The following is a 15,870-nucleotide window of genomic DNA, read 5'->3' on the forward strand; positions in this document are numbered from 1 at the left end:
CCGGCTCCGAAATAAAGATATAGCCATGAAATTCTCGCTCTCCTGGTTGAAAGACCACCTCAAGACCGACGCCTCCATCGAAGACGTGGCCGCCGCCATGACCATGGCTGGCCTCGAAGTCGAAGACGTCATCGACGCCACCAAGGCTCTCAAGCCGTTTTCGGTCGCCAAGGTCGTTTCCGCCGCCAAGCACCCCAATGCGGACAAGTTGCAGGTCCTCCAGGTCGACACGGTTGACGGCCCGAAGGAAATCGTCTGCGGCGCCCCCAATGCCCGCGCCGGCATGACCACCATCTATGCCCCGATCGGCGCCTATGTCCCCGGCCTAGACGTGACCCTGGTCGAAAAGCCGGTGCGTGGCGTCGTTTCCAACGGCATGATGTGTTCCGCCGCCGAGCTTCAGCTGTCCGAGGAGTCCGACGGCATTCTGGACCTGTCCGACGACCTCGCTGTCGGCACGCCGGCCGCCCAGGTTTTCGGCGCCGAGCCGGTGATCGACTTCGAAGTCACGCCCAACCGTCCCGACTGGCTGGGCGTCAATGGCATCGCCCGCGATTTGGCCGCCACAGGTCTTGGCGTCTTCGACGACAAGGCCGTCACACCCGTGACCGGCGCCTTCCCATCGCCCATTTCGGTTAGTGTCGACGGCGACGCCTGCCGCTTCTTTTCCGGCCGCCTGATCCGCGGTGTGAAGAACGGGCCGTCACCAGAATGGCTGCAAACCCGCCTGACCAGTATCGGCCTGAAGCCAATCAGCACCCTGGTCGATATCACCAACTACCTGTCTTATGACCGGGCACGGCCGCTGCACGTCTATGATGCCGCCAAGCTCTCCGGCAATTCGCTTGTTGCGGGAACCCCTTCCGAAAATTCGGAATTTTTAGCCCTGGACGGGAAAAAATATTCTGTGACTCCGGAAATGTGCGCGATCATGGATTCATCCGGCGTCATTGGCCTGGGCGGCATCATGGGGGGCGAAAGCACTGGCGTATTCGACGAAACGACCGATGTCTTCCTCGAATCCGCTTGGTTCGACCCGATCCGCACCGCCCAGACCGGCCGCACGACCACGATTACATCCGACGCGCAATATCGTTTCGCGCGCGGCGTCGATCCGGAATTCACCGTGCCGGGCCTCGAGCTGGCCACGCAACTGATCCTTGAGCTGTGCGGCGGGGAAGCCTCCGAAATCGTGACGGCCGGTGAATTACCGGCACGACGGCCCAATGTCCGCTTCGACCCCACCTATGTCGGCAAGCTGACCGGCCTGTCCGTCGACAACGATGAGATAAGGCGTATCCTCGGCGCGCTCGGCTTCGGCATTGCCAGTGACGGTGACGTTTATGACGTGTCCGTGCCGTCGTGGCGCCGCGATGTCGAAGGCAAGGCGGATCTGGTTGAGGAGGTCGCCCGTATCCATGGGTTCAAAAACCTGCCGGCCACGCCGCTTCCCGTCGTCAATCCTCGTCCCGGCGGTGTTCTGACCGCCCCGCAGGCAAAGGCCCGCGTCGCCCGTCGGGCCCTGGCGGCCTATGGCTATTCAGAAGCGGTCACCTGGTCCTTCATGCGCCAGGAATGGGCCAAGCTGTTCGGCGGCGGAGACGACACGCTGTTGCTAGCCAATCCGATCGCTTCGGAACTGAACTGCATGCGCCCATCCGCCCTGCCGAACCTGCTCGAAGCGGCTGGCCGCAATGCGTCGCGTGGCTTCGCCGGGGTGCAATTGTTCGAAATCGGGCCGATCTATCTGGGCCTGGAACCGAATGACCAGAAGACGACCATTACCGCCATCAGGGCGCCCGACAAGGCGCGCCACTGGCAAAATGTGGGCGAGACCGGACTGTTTGCGCTGAAAGGCGATCTGATGCGCCTGCTCGAAGACATGGGCGCGCCGGTGGCGTCGCTGCAACTGGTCCAGGGCCAGAACAGCGGTTACTGGCACCCCGGCCGCTCGGCGCGCCTGCAACTGGGGCCTAAGCAGATCGTTGCCGAATTCGGCGAACTGCATCCCGCCGTACTGAAGGCGATGGACCTCGATGGCGCCTATCTCGGCTTCGAAATCCGTATCGACAACCTGCCCTCGCCGAAGTCGAAGGGCGGCAAGTCGAAAGGCGCGCTGACCCTGTCACCATTCATGCCGCTGACGCGCGACTTTGCCTTCCTTGTGCCCGACACGGCTGCGTCTGGGGATCTGGTCCGTGCGATCAAGGGCGCTGAAAAGACACTGATCAGCGACGTCCAGGTCTTCGACGTCTATACGGGGGTCGGCGTGCCTGACGGTCAGAAGTCTCTCGCCGTGGTGGTTACTCTCACGCCGGTGGATAAGACGCTTACAGAGCCGGAAATCGAAGCCGTTTCAGCTCGGATTATCACCGCCGCACAAAAGACCGGTGCTGCGCTGCGTAGCTGATTAGGGCAACTAACTGTAATGGGCGGGTGGCGGCGATAAGATCACGCCACCCGCCCAGTTTCGGCATATATACGCGCTCCTATCAGGCCATCTGGCTTAACAACCATTAACTGCGTCTTTAAAAACGACCTTAAACTTTCACGCGCATGGTTATCCACATGCCCGCGATCAGTTCAGCCTATTCCGGCGTTTATGCCGCCAACCAGCGCTTCGAAGCCGCCGCCGCCAACACGGTCCGCGATGCCTCAAGCGGCGGCGATATCGTCAGCGACGTGGTCGGACAGATCGAGTCCCGGACAGCGTTCGAGGCCAGCATTTCCGTCGTCAAGACCGCCGATGAGATGATGGGACGCCTGCTTGATATCAAGGCGTAGATATCCATTTCTGAGTGTTTCTCGTGTTTCCCCTTAAACTAAATGCCCGCCGCCCCACGGTGGGTATTTTTTTATCTGGAACGGGGGCGCCCCTTAGCCTGGATATAGAGGCGCGCCGCATTTAATTCGTTCGCACGCTGCGACGCGGTATGGGTTTTGGCGACATAGGCCTGCCCTTCCGACGCCATGGCGATACGGCGTGGCGCATCATCAATAAGAGCGATAATCGCTGCCGCCAGGGTCTCCCATGTGACCTCGCCGACGTAGACCGCATGCGAACCGCTGACTTCCTTCAGGCCACCCCGGCCCGATGAGACCACTGCGGCACCCGCCGCGTGCGCTTCCAGCGCCGTCAGGCCGAAGGCTTCCTCCCATAGAGACGGTATAACCGCTATCCCGGCCCGCTTCATTTCATGACGAACCTCGCTCAGCGGCAAATCGGTCATCAGGCGCACGCGCGAGCCAAACGGCTCCAGAAGGCGCAACTGCGCGGCAACGAAAGCTGGATGCGTGACGCTCTTGTTCATCAGCAATTGCCCCCGCCAGTCCGGACGCGCTGTCAAAACAGCGGCCAAGGCGTGGCAGAAGGGCTCGAACCCCTTTTCCGGTGCCGCCCGTCCGCAGAACACGACGACGGGATCGCGGCTCTGAGGATCGGCGTACCAGAGGGCAGCGTCGATGGGATTGGGAACGGCGAAGCTCAGGTCGGCCCATTGCGGGCTCTGCGCCAGAAAATCGGTGCGTGCGGCGCCGCTGACGAAGATATAGGCGCCGAACGGACGGCCATACCACCAACGGCGCAAACGCCCGGTCAGGGATCGCCGCGGCTTGATGTAGTTGTGACGGTATATGCTGTTGGGGATATCAGGAAAGGCGGCGGCTATGGGATAGAGGCGCACCATGTTCTGCTGGAATTCGATATAGTCCGGGCCAAAGGCGCGGATCGCGGCGATGATCGCTCGGTTCCGCCCGGCCCCCGGTCGGACGGTGACCACGCTCATATCGCCATGGTCGCGTGCGCCTGCGTCACAAAAAACCTTTACCTCGTGCCCAAAATCACCCCCGGCATGCAAGGTGCGCACGACCGTTTCGATCGAATTCGGGGCGTGGATATCGAACAGGAACCCCGGCGGCAGCACGATGGCGATTTTCATAAAACCTGCTCACCCTTTCACACGCTACCTGGTATCGCAGCACATGTCCGCTACACCGCAATTGTGACCGATCTGTATCGACCGGCCACCCTTGCGGGACTGGACTCAATAGTCCTCGTCTTCTTCCGGTTCCGAACGCTTGCCGCCGCCGGCGCCAAAAACGTCCTCGACGGACAAATCCGTCTTCTTGGAATAGGGGCTGTCGTCTTCTTCCTCGAACGCGGGCTGGATCGTCTGAGCGGGCTTCAGCGACGGATCGTCGAGCGGGATACCGTGCTTTTCGGCGTGCTTGCGCTTAACCTCAGCCGCCTTGCGGACGGCGGCGTCCAGTTCGATCTGGCCGATCAGGCCCAAGGTCACCGGATCGACCGGCTTGATGTTGGACGAATTCCAGTGCGTGCGCGAACGCACCTGCTCGATGGTCGATTTGGTGGTGCCCAGCAACTTCGAAATCTGGGCATCCGTGACTTCCGGGTGATTCTTGACGAACCACAGGATAGCGTCGGGGCGGTCCTGGCGGCGGGACACCGGCGTGTAGCGCGGCGCCTTCTTGGACGGCTTCAACAGTTCGGCATGGCGCGAGACCAGCGCCTTCATGCGATAAGTGTCTTTTTCTTCCGCCTTGGTCAGTTCTTCGCGCGTCAACTGGCCGTTGGCGATGGGATCGGCGCCGCGGATATCGCGCGCCACTTCGCCATCGGCAATGCCTTTGACTTCAAGCGGGTGGAGGCCACAGAATTCAGCGATCTGATCGAACGACAAGGACGTGTTGTCAACGAGCCAAACAGCGGTGGCCTTGGGCATCAGGATGTCGGCCATGGGAATTTTCCTTTATCCAGAAATGGCTACGCCCGGCCTTTTCGGCCGGGCGCAGGGGGTGTGGGTGAGTGTATAGAGCGATTTTTCGCGAAAGGGAAGCCCGTTTCACGGCCGCCTCTGGATCACCACCGCCCGCGTGCCTATGTCAGGCCTATGACTGATTTTCACGCTCTGCACCCTGCACTGACAGCGCTTTTCACCGCCCATCGCCTTGTGCCAGAAACCCGGCGCGACTGGCTGTTGCTCGACGACGCGTTTCCTGCCGTTCGCGCCCATGTGTCAGGGCGCCTTCTGACGGTTGAAATCGCCCTTGATACACATAAAGTGATCACCGAACTCTATCCGCTAGATGCGGGTTTGGACCTGTTTCGAGATGGTAGTTTTCCCGTCCTGCGCAGCGTCTTCTGGCAAGGCCACGATCCGGACAGCGTATTGACCCAGGTTATCCGCCGGATCGATGGTCCGTGGCGTCTGTTTATAGGACGCTACTTGCGTCACGTCGCAAGCGGGGAACGGCCGCCCTTGCCCTATAGCCTATTCGAAACAGTTCAGGCGTTTTTGCATGATGCGCCCCTATCCGGTGACCTGCATTGGCTGTCGACCGGCGTAGCGGTGGACGCTGACGGCCCGGCCGTCGACATTCGCCTGGATGGCACGCGCCAACCAGCCCTGGAAGGGGCGGTAAGCGCGCTGGACTGGGTCCATGACGGGCGGGACTACACGGTCCGCAACACCCTTGTCCTGACCCGGGCATAAAGCGCGGGTCAGTATTCGCAGTGCATCTTGACCCACTGTCCGCCACTGTCACGGCAGGCCTTCTTCGGATCGAACACATAGGCCCCGCCGCCAACAATCGCCCCAATAACAATCACGGCAATCACCAGAACCCAGATCCACAGTCTCTTCATAGCTTCAATACCACCTTACCCGTATGCGCGCCGGAATCCATATAGGCATGGGCGGCCGGCGCGTCCGCAAAATCGAAAGTCTTGTCTACCACGGTTCGAATTTTGCCATCCTCGATCAGCGGCCAGACCCGTTCATGCACCTTGGCGGTCAGGCGCGCCTTTTCATCCGGCGAGCGCGGTCGCAACATGGACCCAGTCAATATGGCGAATTTGGCAATGATGCGGCGCAGGTCGAGTTCCACCGTCGATTCCTTGCCAAATCCGACCTGGACGATGCGTCCACGCATGTTGAGACAGGCGAGGTTCTTGCCGAAGAAATCTCCCGCCACGATGTCGAGCACGACGTCGGCGCCGCCGGCTGACTTGACCGCAGCCACGAAATCTTCCGCATCGCTGTCGATCACAAGATCAGCCCCCAGATCGCGGGCGAAGGCGCACTTGGCCGCACCGCGCGCCGTTGCGATCACCCGCGCACCGAACGCCTTGCCCAACAAGATGGTCATGGCGCCGATACCCGAATTGCCACCGTGGACCAGAACCGTTTCGCCAGCCTGAAGACCGCCATGTTCCATCAGGTTGGCGTAGACGGTAAGCACGGTTTCTGGCAGGGACGCCGCCTGCGCCAGGGACAGGCCCTTCGGAATGGGCAAAAGATGACGGATATCGACGGCGACGAATTCGGCATAACCGCCGCCGTTGACCAGGGCGCACACCTCGTCTCCCACGGCCCAGCCGATGTCGTCACCAAAGGGCTCGGGCAGGTTAATGGCATCTATGACGCCCGAAACTTCCAGTCCCAGAATGGGCGATGCACCCGGCGGCGGCGGGTAGACGCCGCGTCTTTGCAGGATGTCCGGCCGGTTCACGCCGGCAAATCTGGTTCGAATTAACACATGTCCCGGTGCCAGATCGGGCCGCGGCGTCTCACCGACGTACAAATCCGACGGGTTCTGACCATCGCCGGAGATCAAAATGGCTTTCATGACTGATTCGTTTTCCTTGATTTCTTCGCGCAAGAGGCGTTTCATCTCAAGTGGGACGATGACGCAAAATTGGCGTAAAAGTCCATACGGGAGACACCGAACATGGCGATAATGGATGAAAACGAGTCGCTGGCCCGATTGAATGCCGGACCCTTGACTGCGCTTGTGCGCGAGGACCTCGATCCTTTCAGCGTCGAGGACCTGGAAGCCCGCATTGAAACCCTGGAAAGCGAAATCGCCCGCGCCCGCTCTGCCATGGATCGTAAAATAAATCGTCGGTCCGCCGCCGACGCTTTATTCTCTTTTAAGGATCATTAACGATAACTGATCGTCATGCGTTCCCGGTCGATGGCACAGGCGTTGCAGTGCCAGCCCCCAAGGTCTTCATGATGACACCTACGCCCGGCGGGGCAGACAGGCGGGTCAGAAGAGACCTGCGCCATAGTTCTCAGCATAAGGCTTACATATGTCCGATACCGCACCCGTTCTGAATGCCCGTGTAGGCATTGTGCGTGATTTCGCTTCTTCCGATCTGTTCGATCGCACCTTCAAGGAAGGCATGGCCCTGGTCGAAGAGACCGCCGCCTACCTCGACGGTGACGGTCGCCGTGACTCCCGTCTCTTGTCCCGCGAAGATGCCTTGGTCTATGCCGGAGAAAGCATGCGCCTGACGACCCGCCTGATGCAGATCGCGTCCTGGCTTCTGGTTCAGCGCGCCGTTCGCGAAGGCGACATGGATCCGTCCGATGCCTGCGACGACAAGTATCGCATTGCGCCGCTCAAGGCCGATGCCGCCAATGGCGCCTTGGCCATGCCGGGCGGTCTGCTTAGCCTGCTCGACCGCTCCAACCGCCTGTATGAGCGCATCTCACATATGGACAAGCGCATGTTCATCGACGGCGAAGGCGACGCCCCCAAGGTCAATGCCGTTATGAGCCAGATGGCTATGCTGCAAAGCGCTTTCGCCGGTCAGCCCAGCCTCGACGCCTAAGCCTTTCCGTTTATTTGAAAAAAGCGTGCAGCCGATGCACGCTTTTTTTGCGCTCGCTCGCCTGTCACGCGAATGCGGCGTTGGGTCATTTTGCATCGAATCCCGAATTTGGCCTGAATTTGAACCGCCGCCAGGTCGCAACGGCGGTCGTGGATTTCTTGCGCTGAGCCTTATTTTTTCACCTGTTGAGCGAACCTGACGCCCCAGATAACACCGTGTGGCACGCCATTTGAAACCTGTAAGGCGAGCCGTTTCACTTTGGAACAGCGCCACACACGAACTTTTTTGGGGTTTGAAATCATGGCTACCGATATCGATCTGCACTTGGGTAAGCGTCTGCGTCGTCGCCGTCGTCTGCTCGGCTTGACGCAACAACAACTCGCCCTGGCTGTCGGCATCCGCTTCCAGCAGATTCAAAAATACGAATGCGGCGCCAACCGTATCTCGGCCGCCCGTCTGTTCCAACTGGCCAAGGCGCTGGAAACCCCGATCAACTATTTCTACGACGGCCTGACTGACGAGAAGACCGAAGTTGCCGCCGTCAACAACGAAGGCATCGAAGTGTTCTCGCGCAAGGAAACCCTCGACCTGATCCAGGCCTATTACCGTCTGTCCGAACGTCCCCGTCGTCGTCTCCTCGACCTCGCCAAGTCGCTTAACGGTGAAAACGAGCAAGCGGCGTAAGCCGAAGGCCTTTTTTCGTAAGAGATGACGCACAAACGTGCGCGGCGGGCGGTCGCCCTTGCCAAGGTTCCTAAAGAACCTTGGAAGTCAAACCCCAGGCCGACAATGGTGCGCCGTGCAGTTGCCCTGCCTAGCCGCTGACTAGGCTTCGAAATGACAAACCTCTGGACCCGCATGGCCGATACGGCTATGCGGGTTGTCATGTCAGAATACACCCCCGACCACGCCGCGCCCGACTATCCTGCCCTGGAATCCTTCGCGCTGGAGTTGTCCGCCGCCGCAGCGCAAGCCGCCCTCCCCCTGTTCCGCCTCAAAGGCCTGGGCGAGATCAACAAGGGCAATGCCAGCCGCGCCGATGTCCATTTCGACCCCGTCACCGAAGCCGATAAAGGCGCCGAGCGCGCCATTCGCGCCCTGATCAACCAACACTACCCAGACCACGGCATCATCGGCGAGGAATACGGCACGGAAAGGCCGGAGGCCGACTATGTCTGGGTCCTTGACCCGGTCGACGGCACCCGCGCCTTCATTTCCGGTCTACCGGTGTGGACGACCTTGATCGGCTTGCGTTTCAAAGGCCGCCCCGTCCTGGGCGTCATCGCCCAGCCCGTCTTGCAGGAAATCTATCTCGGATCGCCCCTCGGCTCACGCCTGATCACGCCCTCAGGCAGCACGCCCCTGTCGGTGCGCGATTGCGGATCTTTAAACGATGCCGTCATCGCCACCACTGACCCCCACCTCTACAGCGGGGCGGAGGTCGAGGCCTATGCCGCCCTGCGTACGGCCAGCAAGCTGGTCCGTTACGGCTGTGACGCCTATGCCTTCGCCATGGTGGCGGCGGGAACGATGGATATCGCCTTGGAAACCGGGCTCAAGCCCTGGGACATCGAAGCCATCATCCCCGTGATTGAAAACGCCGGTGGTGTGGTCGTAAACTGGCATGGCCGCCCGGTCGGCCCCGAGGCCGGCCAGGTGCTGGCGGCTGGGTCACAGGCCTTGGCTGACGAGGCGTTGACACATCTTGGCGTCGCGGCGGATTAAGCGGCTCAATGCCCCCTGCGGTTGCCGCTTTCGTCCAGTGCCGCCAGATGGTCCTCTTCCGGTATCAGCGCTTCGGGGGAAATATCCTCCGGTAGCTCCGACGCCACCTCGGCGAGGTCGGCCGTGAAGCTCGTTAAAGACGCCGATGTGTCCATATCGGAGAAGGGCTCCGTATTCCCTTGAGGCAATGACCGGGAGGCGACGAACGCCGCCAGCTCATCGAATTCCGCCATGGCAAGATCGCGATACTGATCCAGTTCGATCAGGACTTCATGTTCCGCATTGGGAATTTCGACATAGGTCGCCTTGCCCAGCCGTTTGGCGAAGGCCTTGGACGGCTGCTTGTTGATTACATGATCGTCCCCGGAACAGACGATGCTGATCGGGGTCTTGAGCTTCTTGAGCAGCTTGTTCTTGTCTTTCAGCAGGGTCTCACCAAGCCGAAGGGCGAATTGCAGCCACCCCCATGTCGGAGACCCCACCGCCAGGTGCGGACAAGCAAACAGTTGCTCATGCCAGATAGAATAGCGCTCACGATCATGGGTCAGGGCATCGTTTTCGAACGTATGCTCAAACGGATCGTCGAACAGCTCCGGCACATAGTCCGTGCCCCGCCCGTGATTGACCTGCCAGTTGGTCTGGAAATTCACCGACCACAGCGAATGCCGCCCGGTCTTCACGCGTAGCATCGGGTTGACGAGATAGGCCCCGGCGATGCGCTGCTCACCCTTTACCAGGGTGGCGATATTGAGCGCGGCGCCCATGGAATGTCCCATCATGATCCATGGCTTGGGTGCGCGCTCTTCGAAAGTGTCGAGCAGGCGCTGATAGTCATCAAGAAATTCGTCGGCCGACCGCGCGTGGCATTTCAGACGATCCGGCAAAAGGCGTGCGGACAGGCCCTGACCACGCCAGTCATGAACTACGACGCAAAAATCACGCGCCAGAAGGTCAGTGACGACTTCATAGTATTTTTCAATCGGTTCTGAACGTCCCGGCGATACGAAGACGGTGCCGCGCGGCGTGCGCGGCGGCTGCCAAAAGCCGAGACGCAGACGCAAGCCCCCGGCGCCACGGAACCATTCACCCGTGCCGCCATCGGGCACGCGCGATTCCGGCGTAAACATCAGAGGCGCGCTGGTCGAGAGGGCGGCGATACGGCTCACAGAATTTTAGTCCCCATTTACTGCGGCTTCCGGAATTTCAATGTCATACGGTCGCTCTCTCCGATCGATTCGTAAAGCGTTCCGTCAAATTCAGGATTGGGCGGCTGTCCGCGCGGCGCAGTTAACCGTTGCGGCGGTAACGTCCATACTCCAAAAGGGTGATCCTTGTCATCCTTTGGATTGGCATTGATCTCGCTGGAGCTGACAAACTGGAAACCGGCCTCGGCGGCCAATTGTTTGACGAATGGCTCCTGGACGTAGCCATTCGTTGCCCCAGGATCCTGAACATTGCCGATATCGGCGCGGTGTTGTTCTACGCCCAATATGCCGCCCGGCCTTAACGCCTGGAAGGCATCGGTAAAGGCTTTTTCGGCGACCCCCTGTGCGATCCAGTCCTGGATGACAAGCAGCATCAAAATACAATCGGCCGTGTCTGCCTCAAGCAGGGCCGTGCTGTTGGCGCCAAATTCAGCGTACCCAAGTTGCCCGTAAAGCTTTTTGTTACCGTCAAAGTGGGCTTTGTACTTGTCGCCCAAGGCGGTGGAGGCTGTATCGGTAACGCTCGCCTCGAACATGGCAGCGACATAGCGGCCCTTGCCGCGCGCCAGGTAGGGGGCCAGGATTTCGGTCATATAGCCAGCGCCCGGCCACATATCTATGACCGTGTCACGTGGCTTGACCTCAAAAAAGGTGAGCATTTCGATAGGATGGCGATACTTGTCACGCGCCTTATCGACGCTGTTGCGCCAATTGCCGCTGACGGCCCATTCCAGGGTACCTTCCTGCTGCGCCAGCTTGGGATTGATCTGTTCCGATTCGTCGGCGTCGGGGTCGACAGCCGGATCGTTACCCGGCTTGCGGCCACAGGCACTCACGGAGACACCAAGGCCAAGGAGCGCGGCGCCCCCAAGCCCCAGTCGGGCAAACTCTCTGCGATTTACGATACTCAAAACGCCTGAACCCCTGCCGTGGTCATATGGTGCAACGGTCCAGGCAGGTTAGGGTGTTCGCCGGTAAAGGTCAAAGAGGATTTCGCCTCTTATCTATATGGCTTCGGCAAGGCTCAGCCCTCGCCTTCGATTTCCTTCATGGCGCTTTGGATATAATTCGCTTCGCCCATCAGCTTGATCAGGCCGAGCTGGGTTTCTAGGAAGTCGATATGGTGTTCGGTATCTTCCAGAATGCGACGCAGCAGCTCACGGCTGACATAGTCCATGTGATCTTCACAGAACTTGACGCCCGGCACCAAGGTTTCCCGGCCGCTCATTTCCACGCGCAGGTCCGATTCCAGGCATTCGGTGATGGTCTCGCCGATACGCAGCTTGTTCAGATCTTGCAGGTTGGGCAGGCCATCGAGGAATAGGATGCGCTTGATGAGCAAATCGGCATGCTTCATCTCCTCGATCGACTCTTTGTAGACGATGCGACCGAGGTGATACATGCCCCAGTTTTCGATCATGCGGGCATGCAGAAAATACTGATTGACCGCCGTCAGCTCATTGGTGAGCACCGTATTCAGCAACTTGATAACTTCGGGTTGGCCCTTCATGGCGTGCTCCTGCGTGAGTGTCGTGACACAAAGCATAGTTCGGACACCGCCGCGTGTGAAGCCACTTTTTCAAATAAAATCAAATTGTTGTGCAAATGACAATAAGAAAAATTCGCAACATCAAAAGGCGAGACGCGAATTGACTATTCCGCGGCCATGGTCAGGGAAACCTGAGCATCATCGATCATCTGGCGGATATCGCACACACATTTGGCGCATTGCGGTCGGGTCTGGCAGTGAGTGAAAACCGCCTTCACCGTAGCGGCGCCGGCATCGATCGCGGCCAGGGCATCACGTTCACGGATGGCGTTGCAATTACAGACGTACACGGACAACTCAGGGCTGGATGACAATGCGAATACATCGCAATTAGCATAGGCGCCGTTTGATTGCAAGTCATTCGCACCATAAACCCTACCGGCTCAATAAAAAACCCTCCGGTGTGAACCGGAGGGTGTCATCTGTGGACGCTAATCGCGATTAGCGATTGTTGTAGCCGACGTTAGGTGCGTTTGTTTCACGCCACGTCCCATTGGCTTCGCGATAGCCATAGGCCTGGACCTGACCTTCATGCCATCTGCCCTTGGAATCCTTCCAACCGTAAGCGACAGGCTGCTCTGTGTGCCAGACGCCGCGATCATCTCGCCAACCCTTTACGCCCGAATTGGCATTGGAGTAGCTACCATTGTTATAGCCGCCGCCGTTATTATAGCCGTTGTTGTAATTGCCATTATTGTTGCTGGCGTAGCGGGGGCTGGTGCTGCGACGGGTGTCGTAATAGACAACGTCGTACATTTTCGTTTCCGGACGATCCTTGAAATAGACGACGTCATAGCCATCCGGCGCGGCAAGCGGGCTATAATAGCCGGATTCATACGAATAATATTCGCCGTTCAGGCATTTCTCATTCGCGCCCGCGACCTTGTTGCCGATGACGCCGCCCAATACGGCCCCGGCAACAGTGCCTAGGCCGCGTTCGTTCTTCGATATTTGACTGCCGAGCGCCCCACCGGCCACGGCACCAACGACGGTCCCCGTCGTCTTGCTGCCCTTCTTTGCATAGCAATAGCCGTCATAATTTCCGCTTTGCGCATGGGCCGCCATCGGGGCGCCCATCGAGAGGGCGAGAATAGCCGCGGCACCGGCGGCTATCGTTTTGGTATTAAGGGCCATAGAGATATCTCCTTTATTCATGCGAACAGGCCTCCAGGCGCAGCTGGAGCCCGTATGTTGCGTGCATTGTAGTCAGCGATATGTAGCGGGCTATGCGAATTACCGCCCGCAAGGTAAAATGCCGGTAAGGGCCCTCCCTTAGGAAATCCTTGTGATACCAAAGGGTGATGCCAAAGGATTTACACACTTCCGGCTTGCCCATGTGCCGCATTTCGGGCAAATGACCGGCATGTCCAAATGCCGCCTCTACCTGATCACCCCTCCCGCGATACCGGATGTCGCCGCTTTCGCTCGCGAACTGGAAGCCGCCCTGGGCGCCGGAGACGTCGCCGCCTTGCAGATTCGTCTCAAGGATCTCAATGATTACGACCTGATCGCGGTCGCCAAGGTCATTGCCCCAATCGCTCAGGCGCGCGGCGTGGCCGTGCTGATGAATGACCGGGTGCAACTGGTGAAATCCCTGCGCCTAGACGGCGTGCACATCGGTCAGTCCGACATGTCGTTGAAAGAGGCGCGCGCTACGCTCGGGCCCGATGCCATGATTGGTGTCACCTGCCACAATAGCCGCCACCTGGCTATGGAAGCGGCGGAAAACAGCGCGGACTATGTCGCGTTCGGCGCATTCTTCCCGACCCAGACAAAGGTGGTCGAACACATGGCCGAACTGGAAACCCTGAGCATCTGGCAGGAAAGCATGGAAACGCCCTGTGTCGCCATCGGCGGCATAACGGCCGAAAACGCCGCCGAAGTGGCGCAGGCCGGCGCCGATTTCATCGCGGTGTCCGCAGCCGTATGGAGCCATACTGACGGCGCCGCCGCGGGTGTCAAGGCGCTGATCGCCGCCATTTCCGGCAAATAGAGACTATCCAAATACAGCCTGGTATGTCTCGCGCCGGGCACCGTATGTGTCGGAACATAGCCTTGGCGGCTGTCCCCGTGTTGACCTGCGAATGGCTTCCTCCGCCGTCCCCCTTGCGTTTCGCGGTCATTCCGAGTAGGAACGCCGCCAACTAACCCCTCTCTTTGACAAGTTGTATCCATGAAAATCAATGCCAACCAGATCAAGCCCGGCATGGTGCTCGAATATCAGAAGGGCCTTTGGTCCGTCGTCAAGTCGCACCACGTAAAGCCCGGCAAGGGCGGCGCCTTCGCTCAGGTCGAGCTGAAGAACCTCATCACTGGCACCAAGCTCAACGAACGCCTGCGCTCCGAAGACACGGTCGAGCGTGTCACGCTGGAGCAAAAAGAACACCTCTACCTCTACACCGAAGGCGACATGCTGGTGTTCATGGATCAGGAAAACTACGAACAGATCAGCCTGCATGAAGACTGGGTCGGCGAAGACCAGATTCAGTATCTGCACGACGGCATGATTGTCACCCTGGAATTCCACGACGAGCGCCCGATCTCGATCACCTTGCCCGATACCGTGATCCTGGAAGTCGTCGAAACCGAGCCGACCATCAAGGGCCAGACGGCCTCATCATCCTACAAGCCCGCCAAGGCCTCCAACGGCATGCGCGTCATGATCCCGCCGTTCATGGGTGTGGGTGAACGCATCGTCGTATCGACCCTCGACGGCGAATATATGAAGCGCGCCGACTAAAGCGCCCTCCCCTTCCGGCAACGGAAGGGGACATCTAACGGGTTCGTCCCGCCTACATTGTAAATCCAGTTTCAAAGGCCCCTCCCCATGGTCACGGTTCTTCAATCCTCTCTCATCCAGGTCATGGTCGGCGCCGTACGCAAGGCGTGCAAGGGCGTGGCCCGCGACTTCGGGGAAATCTCCGAACTTCAGGTCTCGCGCAAGGGACCGGGCGATTTCGTCACCGCCGCAGACAAGCGCGTCGAAGCCGCCCTGCTGGAAGAACTGACCCGCGTTCGTCCTGGTTACGGCTTTCTGGGCGAAGAGACCGGCGAAACGATCGGCACCGACAAGACGCACCGCTGGATCGTCGATCCCATCGACGGCACAACCAACTTCATGCACGGCATCCCGCATTTCGCCTGCACCATCGCGCTTGAGCGCGACAACGAAATCGTCGCCGGCGTGACATTCAACCCGGTCACCAACGATCTCTATTGGGCGGAAAAGGGCAAGGGCGTCTATCATAATGACCGCCGCCTGCGCGTGTCTTCGCGCAAGACGCTCGACGATTCGCTGATCGGCACCGGCCTGCCCTTCATCGGCAAGTCCGGCCATGCCCAGGCGTTGAAGGAATTGCACCAGATCATGCAACGCACCGTCGGCATACGCCGCAACGGCGCCTGCTCCCTCGACCTCGCCTATGTGGCCGCCGGCCAGCTCGACGCCTTCTGGGAACGCGGCCTGAAGCCGTGGGACATGGCGGCGGGCCTGCTGTTCATCCACGAGGCGGGCGGTAAGTTCGGCTCGATCGACAGCGACGCCTCTCCCCTCGTCACCGGCGATCTGATCTGCGGCAATATGGAGCTTTACCCGTTGCTGCTGGAAAAGCTTCACCTGGCGAAATAAACCCGTCACACGATACAGAAAGCCCGCGGCGATGCGGGCTTTTTTGTGCGCGTCGTACAACCACAGGCGTGACAAAGCAAAACGAAAACGGCTTGACGGCCGGACCAATCGGGCCGCTACTCTC

General features: G+C 59.6%; 19 protein-coding genes. 10 read left to right on the plus strand and 9 right to left on the minus strand.

All coding sequences use genetic code 11. The annotated features are described in order from the left end of the window. The first annotated feature begins 25 nt into the window (after positions 1-25). Together pheT and RCJ00_RS06655 are read left to right on the plus strand one after the other, a co-directional pair. The gene (gene pheT / locus RCJ00_RS06650; RefSeq protein ID WP_316220989.1) at positions 26-2,410 is read left to right on the plus strand and encodes a phenylalanine--tRNA ligase subunit beta; all 2,385 of its coding nucleotides are present in this window, start codon (positions 26-28) and stop codon (positions 2,408-2,410) included. Positions 2,411-2,568: 158 nt separating this feature from the next. Then, the gene (locus RCJ00_RS06655; protein WP_316220990.1) at positions 2,569-2,784 is read left to right on the plus strand and encodes a flagellar basal body rod C-terminal domain-containing protein; all 216 of its coding nucleotides are present in this window, start codon (positions 2,569-2,571) and stop codon (positions 2,782-2,784) included. A gap of 71 nt (positions 2,785-2,855) precedes the next feature. Here the strand turns inward: RCJ00_RS06655 and RCJ00_RS06660 are convergent, their stop codons facing one another. Beyond that, entirely contained in the window at positions 2,856-3,938 is a 1,083-nt protein-coding gene (locus RCJ00_RS06660; RefSeq protein ID WP_316220991.1) for a glycosyltransferase family 4 protein, read from the minus strand. 105 nt (positions 3,939-4,043) lie between these two features. After that, positions 4,044-4,757, minus strand: a complete 714-nt coding sequence (locus tag RCJ00_RS06665) for a DUF1013 domain-containing protein (protein WP_316220992.1) — start codon at positions 4,755-4,757, stop codon at positions 4,044-4,046. Between the two features lie 153 nt (positions 4,758-4,910). Here RCJ00_RS06665 and RCJ00_RS06670 point away from each other — a divergent pair, with 153 nt between their 5' ends. After that, positions 4,911-5,513 (plus strand): DUF6348 family protein, encoded by a 603-nt coding sequence (locus RCJ00_RS06670; protein WP_316220993.1) that lies wholly within the window; start codon positions 4,911-4,913, stop codon positions 5,511-5,513. A gap of 8 nt (positions 5,514-5,521) precedes the next feature. Here the strand turns inward: RCJ00_RS06670 and RCJ00_RS06675 are convergent, their stop codons facing one another. Together RCJ00_RS06675 and RCJ00_RS06680 are read right to left on the minus strand one after the other, a co-directional pair. Next, on the minus strand, positions 5,522-5,665 hold the full coding sequence (locus tag RCJ00_RS06675; RefSeq protein WP_316220994.1) for a hypothetical protein: 144 nt from the start codon (positions 5,663-5,665) through the stop codon (positions 5,522-5,524). Then, positions 5,662-6,648 carry an NAD(P)H-quinone oxidoreductase gene (locus RCJ00_RS06680; RefSeq protein WP_316220995.1) on the minus strand — a complete coding sequence of 329 codons (987 nt, stop codon included), beginning with the start codon at positions 6,646-6,648 and terminating at the stop codon, positions 5,662-5,664. Before RCJ00_RS06680 ends, RCJ00_RS06675 begins: the two co-directional genes overlap by 4 nt. A gap of 102 nt (positions 6,649-6,750) precedes the next feature. On the opposite strand from RCJ00_RS06680, the gene RCJ00_RS06685 reads away from it, so the two are divergent. The 4 genes from RCJ00_RS06685 (at position 6,751) to hisN (ending at position 9,364) form a co-directional block, all read left to right on the plus strand. After that, entirely contained in the window at positions 6,751-6,966 is a 216-nt protein-coding gene (locus tag RCJ00_RS06685) for a DUF1192 domain-containing protein (protein ID WP_316220996.1), read from the plus strand. A gap of 148 nt (positions 6,967-7,114) precedes the next feature. Further along, positions 7,115-7,639 carry a protease adaptor protein RcdA gene (rcdA, locus tag RCJ00_RS06690; RefSeq protein ID WP_316220997.1) on the plus strand — a complete coding sequence of 175 codons (525 nt, stop codon included), beginning with the start codon at positions 7,115-7,117 and terminating at the stop codon, positions 7,637-7,639. 300 nt (positions 7,640-7,939) lie between these two features. Beyond that, positions 7,940-8,323, plus strand: a complete 384-nt coding sequence (locus tag RCJ00_RS06695; protein ID WP_018080822.1) for a helix-turn-helix domain-containing protein — start codon at positions 7,940-7,942, stop codon at positions 8,321-8,323. Positions 8,324-8,524: 201 nt separating this feature from the next. Then, positions 8,525-9,364 (plus strand): histidinol-phosphatase, encoded by an 840-nt coding sequence (gene hisN / locus RCJ00_RS06700; RefSeq protein WP_316221089.1) that lies wholly within the window; start codon positions 8,525-8,527, stop codon positions 9,362-9,364. A 5-nt stretch (positions 9,365-9,369) separates the two neighbouring features. Here hisN and RCJ00_RS06705 read toward each other — a convergent pair whose 3' ends face one another. From RCJ00_RS06705 to RCJ00_RS06725, 5 genes are all read right to left on the minus strand, one after another. After that, the gene (locus tag RCJ00_RS06705; protein ID WP_316220998.1) at positions 9,370-10,530 is read right to left on the minus strand and encodes an alpha/beta hydrolase; all 1,161 of its coding nucleotides are present in this window, start codon (positions 10,528-10,530) and stop codon (positions 9,370-9,372) included. A gap of 17 nt (positions 10,531-10,547) precedes the next feature. Next, positions 10,548-11,480 (minus strand): class I SAM-dependent methyltransferase, encoded by a 933-nt coding sequence (locus RCJ00_RS06710; RefSeq protein ID WP_316220999.1) that lies wholly within the window; start codon positions 11,478-11,480, stop codon positions 10,548-10,550. 113 nt (positions 11,481-11,593) lie between these two features. Further along, positions 11,594-12,079 (minus strand): bacterioferritin, encoded by a 486-nt coding sequence (gene bfr, locus RCJ00_RS06715; protein WP_316221000.1) that lies wholly within the window; start codon positions 12,077-12,079, stop codon positions 11,594-11,596. A 143-nt stretch (positions 12,080-12,222) separates the two neighbouring features. After that, positions 12,223-12,408, minus strand: a complete 186-nt coding sequence (locus RCJ00_RS06720) for a (2Fe-2S)-binding protein (protein ID WP_316221001.1) — start codon at positions 12,406-12,408, stop codon at positions 12,223-12,225. A 151-nt stretch (positions 12,409-12,559) separates the two neighbouring features. Further along, positions 12,560-13,252, minus strand: a complete 693-nt coding sequence (locus tag RCJ00_RS06725) for a glycine zipper 2TM domain-containing protein (protein WP_316221002.1) — start codon at positions 13,250-13,252, stop codon at positions 12,560-12,562. Between the two features lie 229 nt (positions 13,253-13,481). Between RCJ00_RS06725 and thiE the strand changes: the two genes are divergently transcribed. The 3 genes from thiE to RCJ00_RS06740 all read left to right on the plus strand — a co-directional run bounded on the left by thiE (position 13,482) and on the right by RCJ00_RS06740 (position 15,746). Then, positions 13,482-14,111, plus strand: coding sequence for a thiamine phosphate synthase (gene thiE, locus RCJ00_RS06730; RefSeq protein ID WP_316221090.1), 630 nt, complete (start codon positions 13,482-13,484; stop codon positions 14,109-14,111). Positions 14,112-14,291: 180 nt separating this feature from the next. Beyond that, positions 14,292-14,858, plus strand: coding sequence for an elongation factor P (gene efp, locus RCJ00_RS06735; RefSeq protein WP_023456760.1), 567 nt, complete (start codon positions 14,292-14,294; stop codon positions 14,856-14,858). Positions 14,859-14,945: 87 nt separating this feature from the next. Beyond that, the gene (locus RCJ00_RS06740; protein ID WP_023456759.1) at positions 14,946-15,746 is read left to right on the plus strand and encodes an inositol monophosphatase family protein; all 801 of its coding nucleotides are present in this window, start codon (positions 14,946-14,948) and stop codon (positions 15,744-15,746) included. Positions 15,747-15,870 lie beyond the last annotated feature (124 nt).

This window comes from Asticcacaulis aquihabitans (genome assembly GCF_032490435.1).
GTDB lineage: Bacteria > Pseudomonadota > Alphaproteobacteria > Caulobacterales > Caulobacteraceae > Asticcacaulis.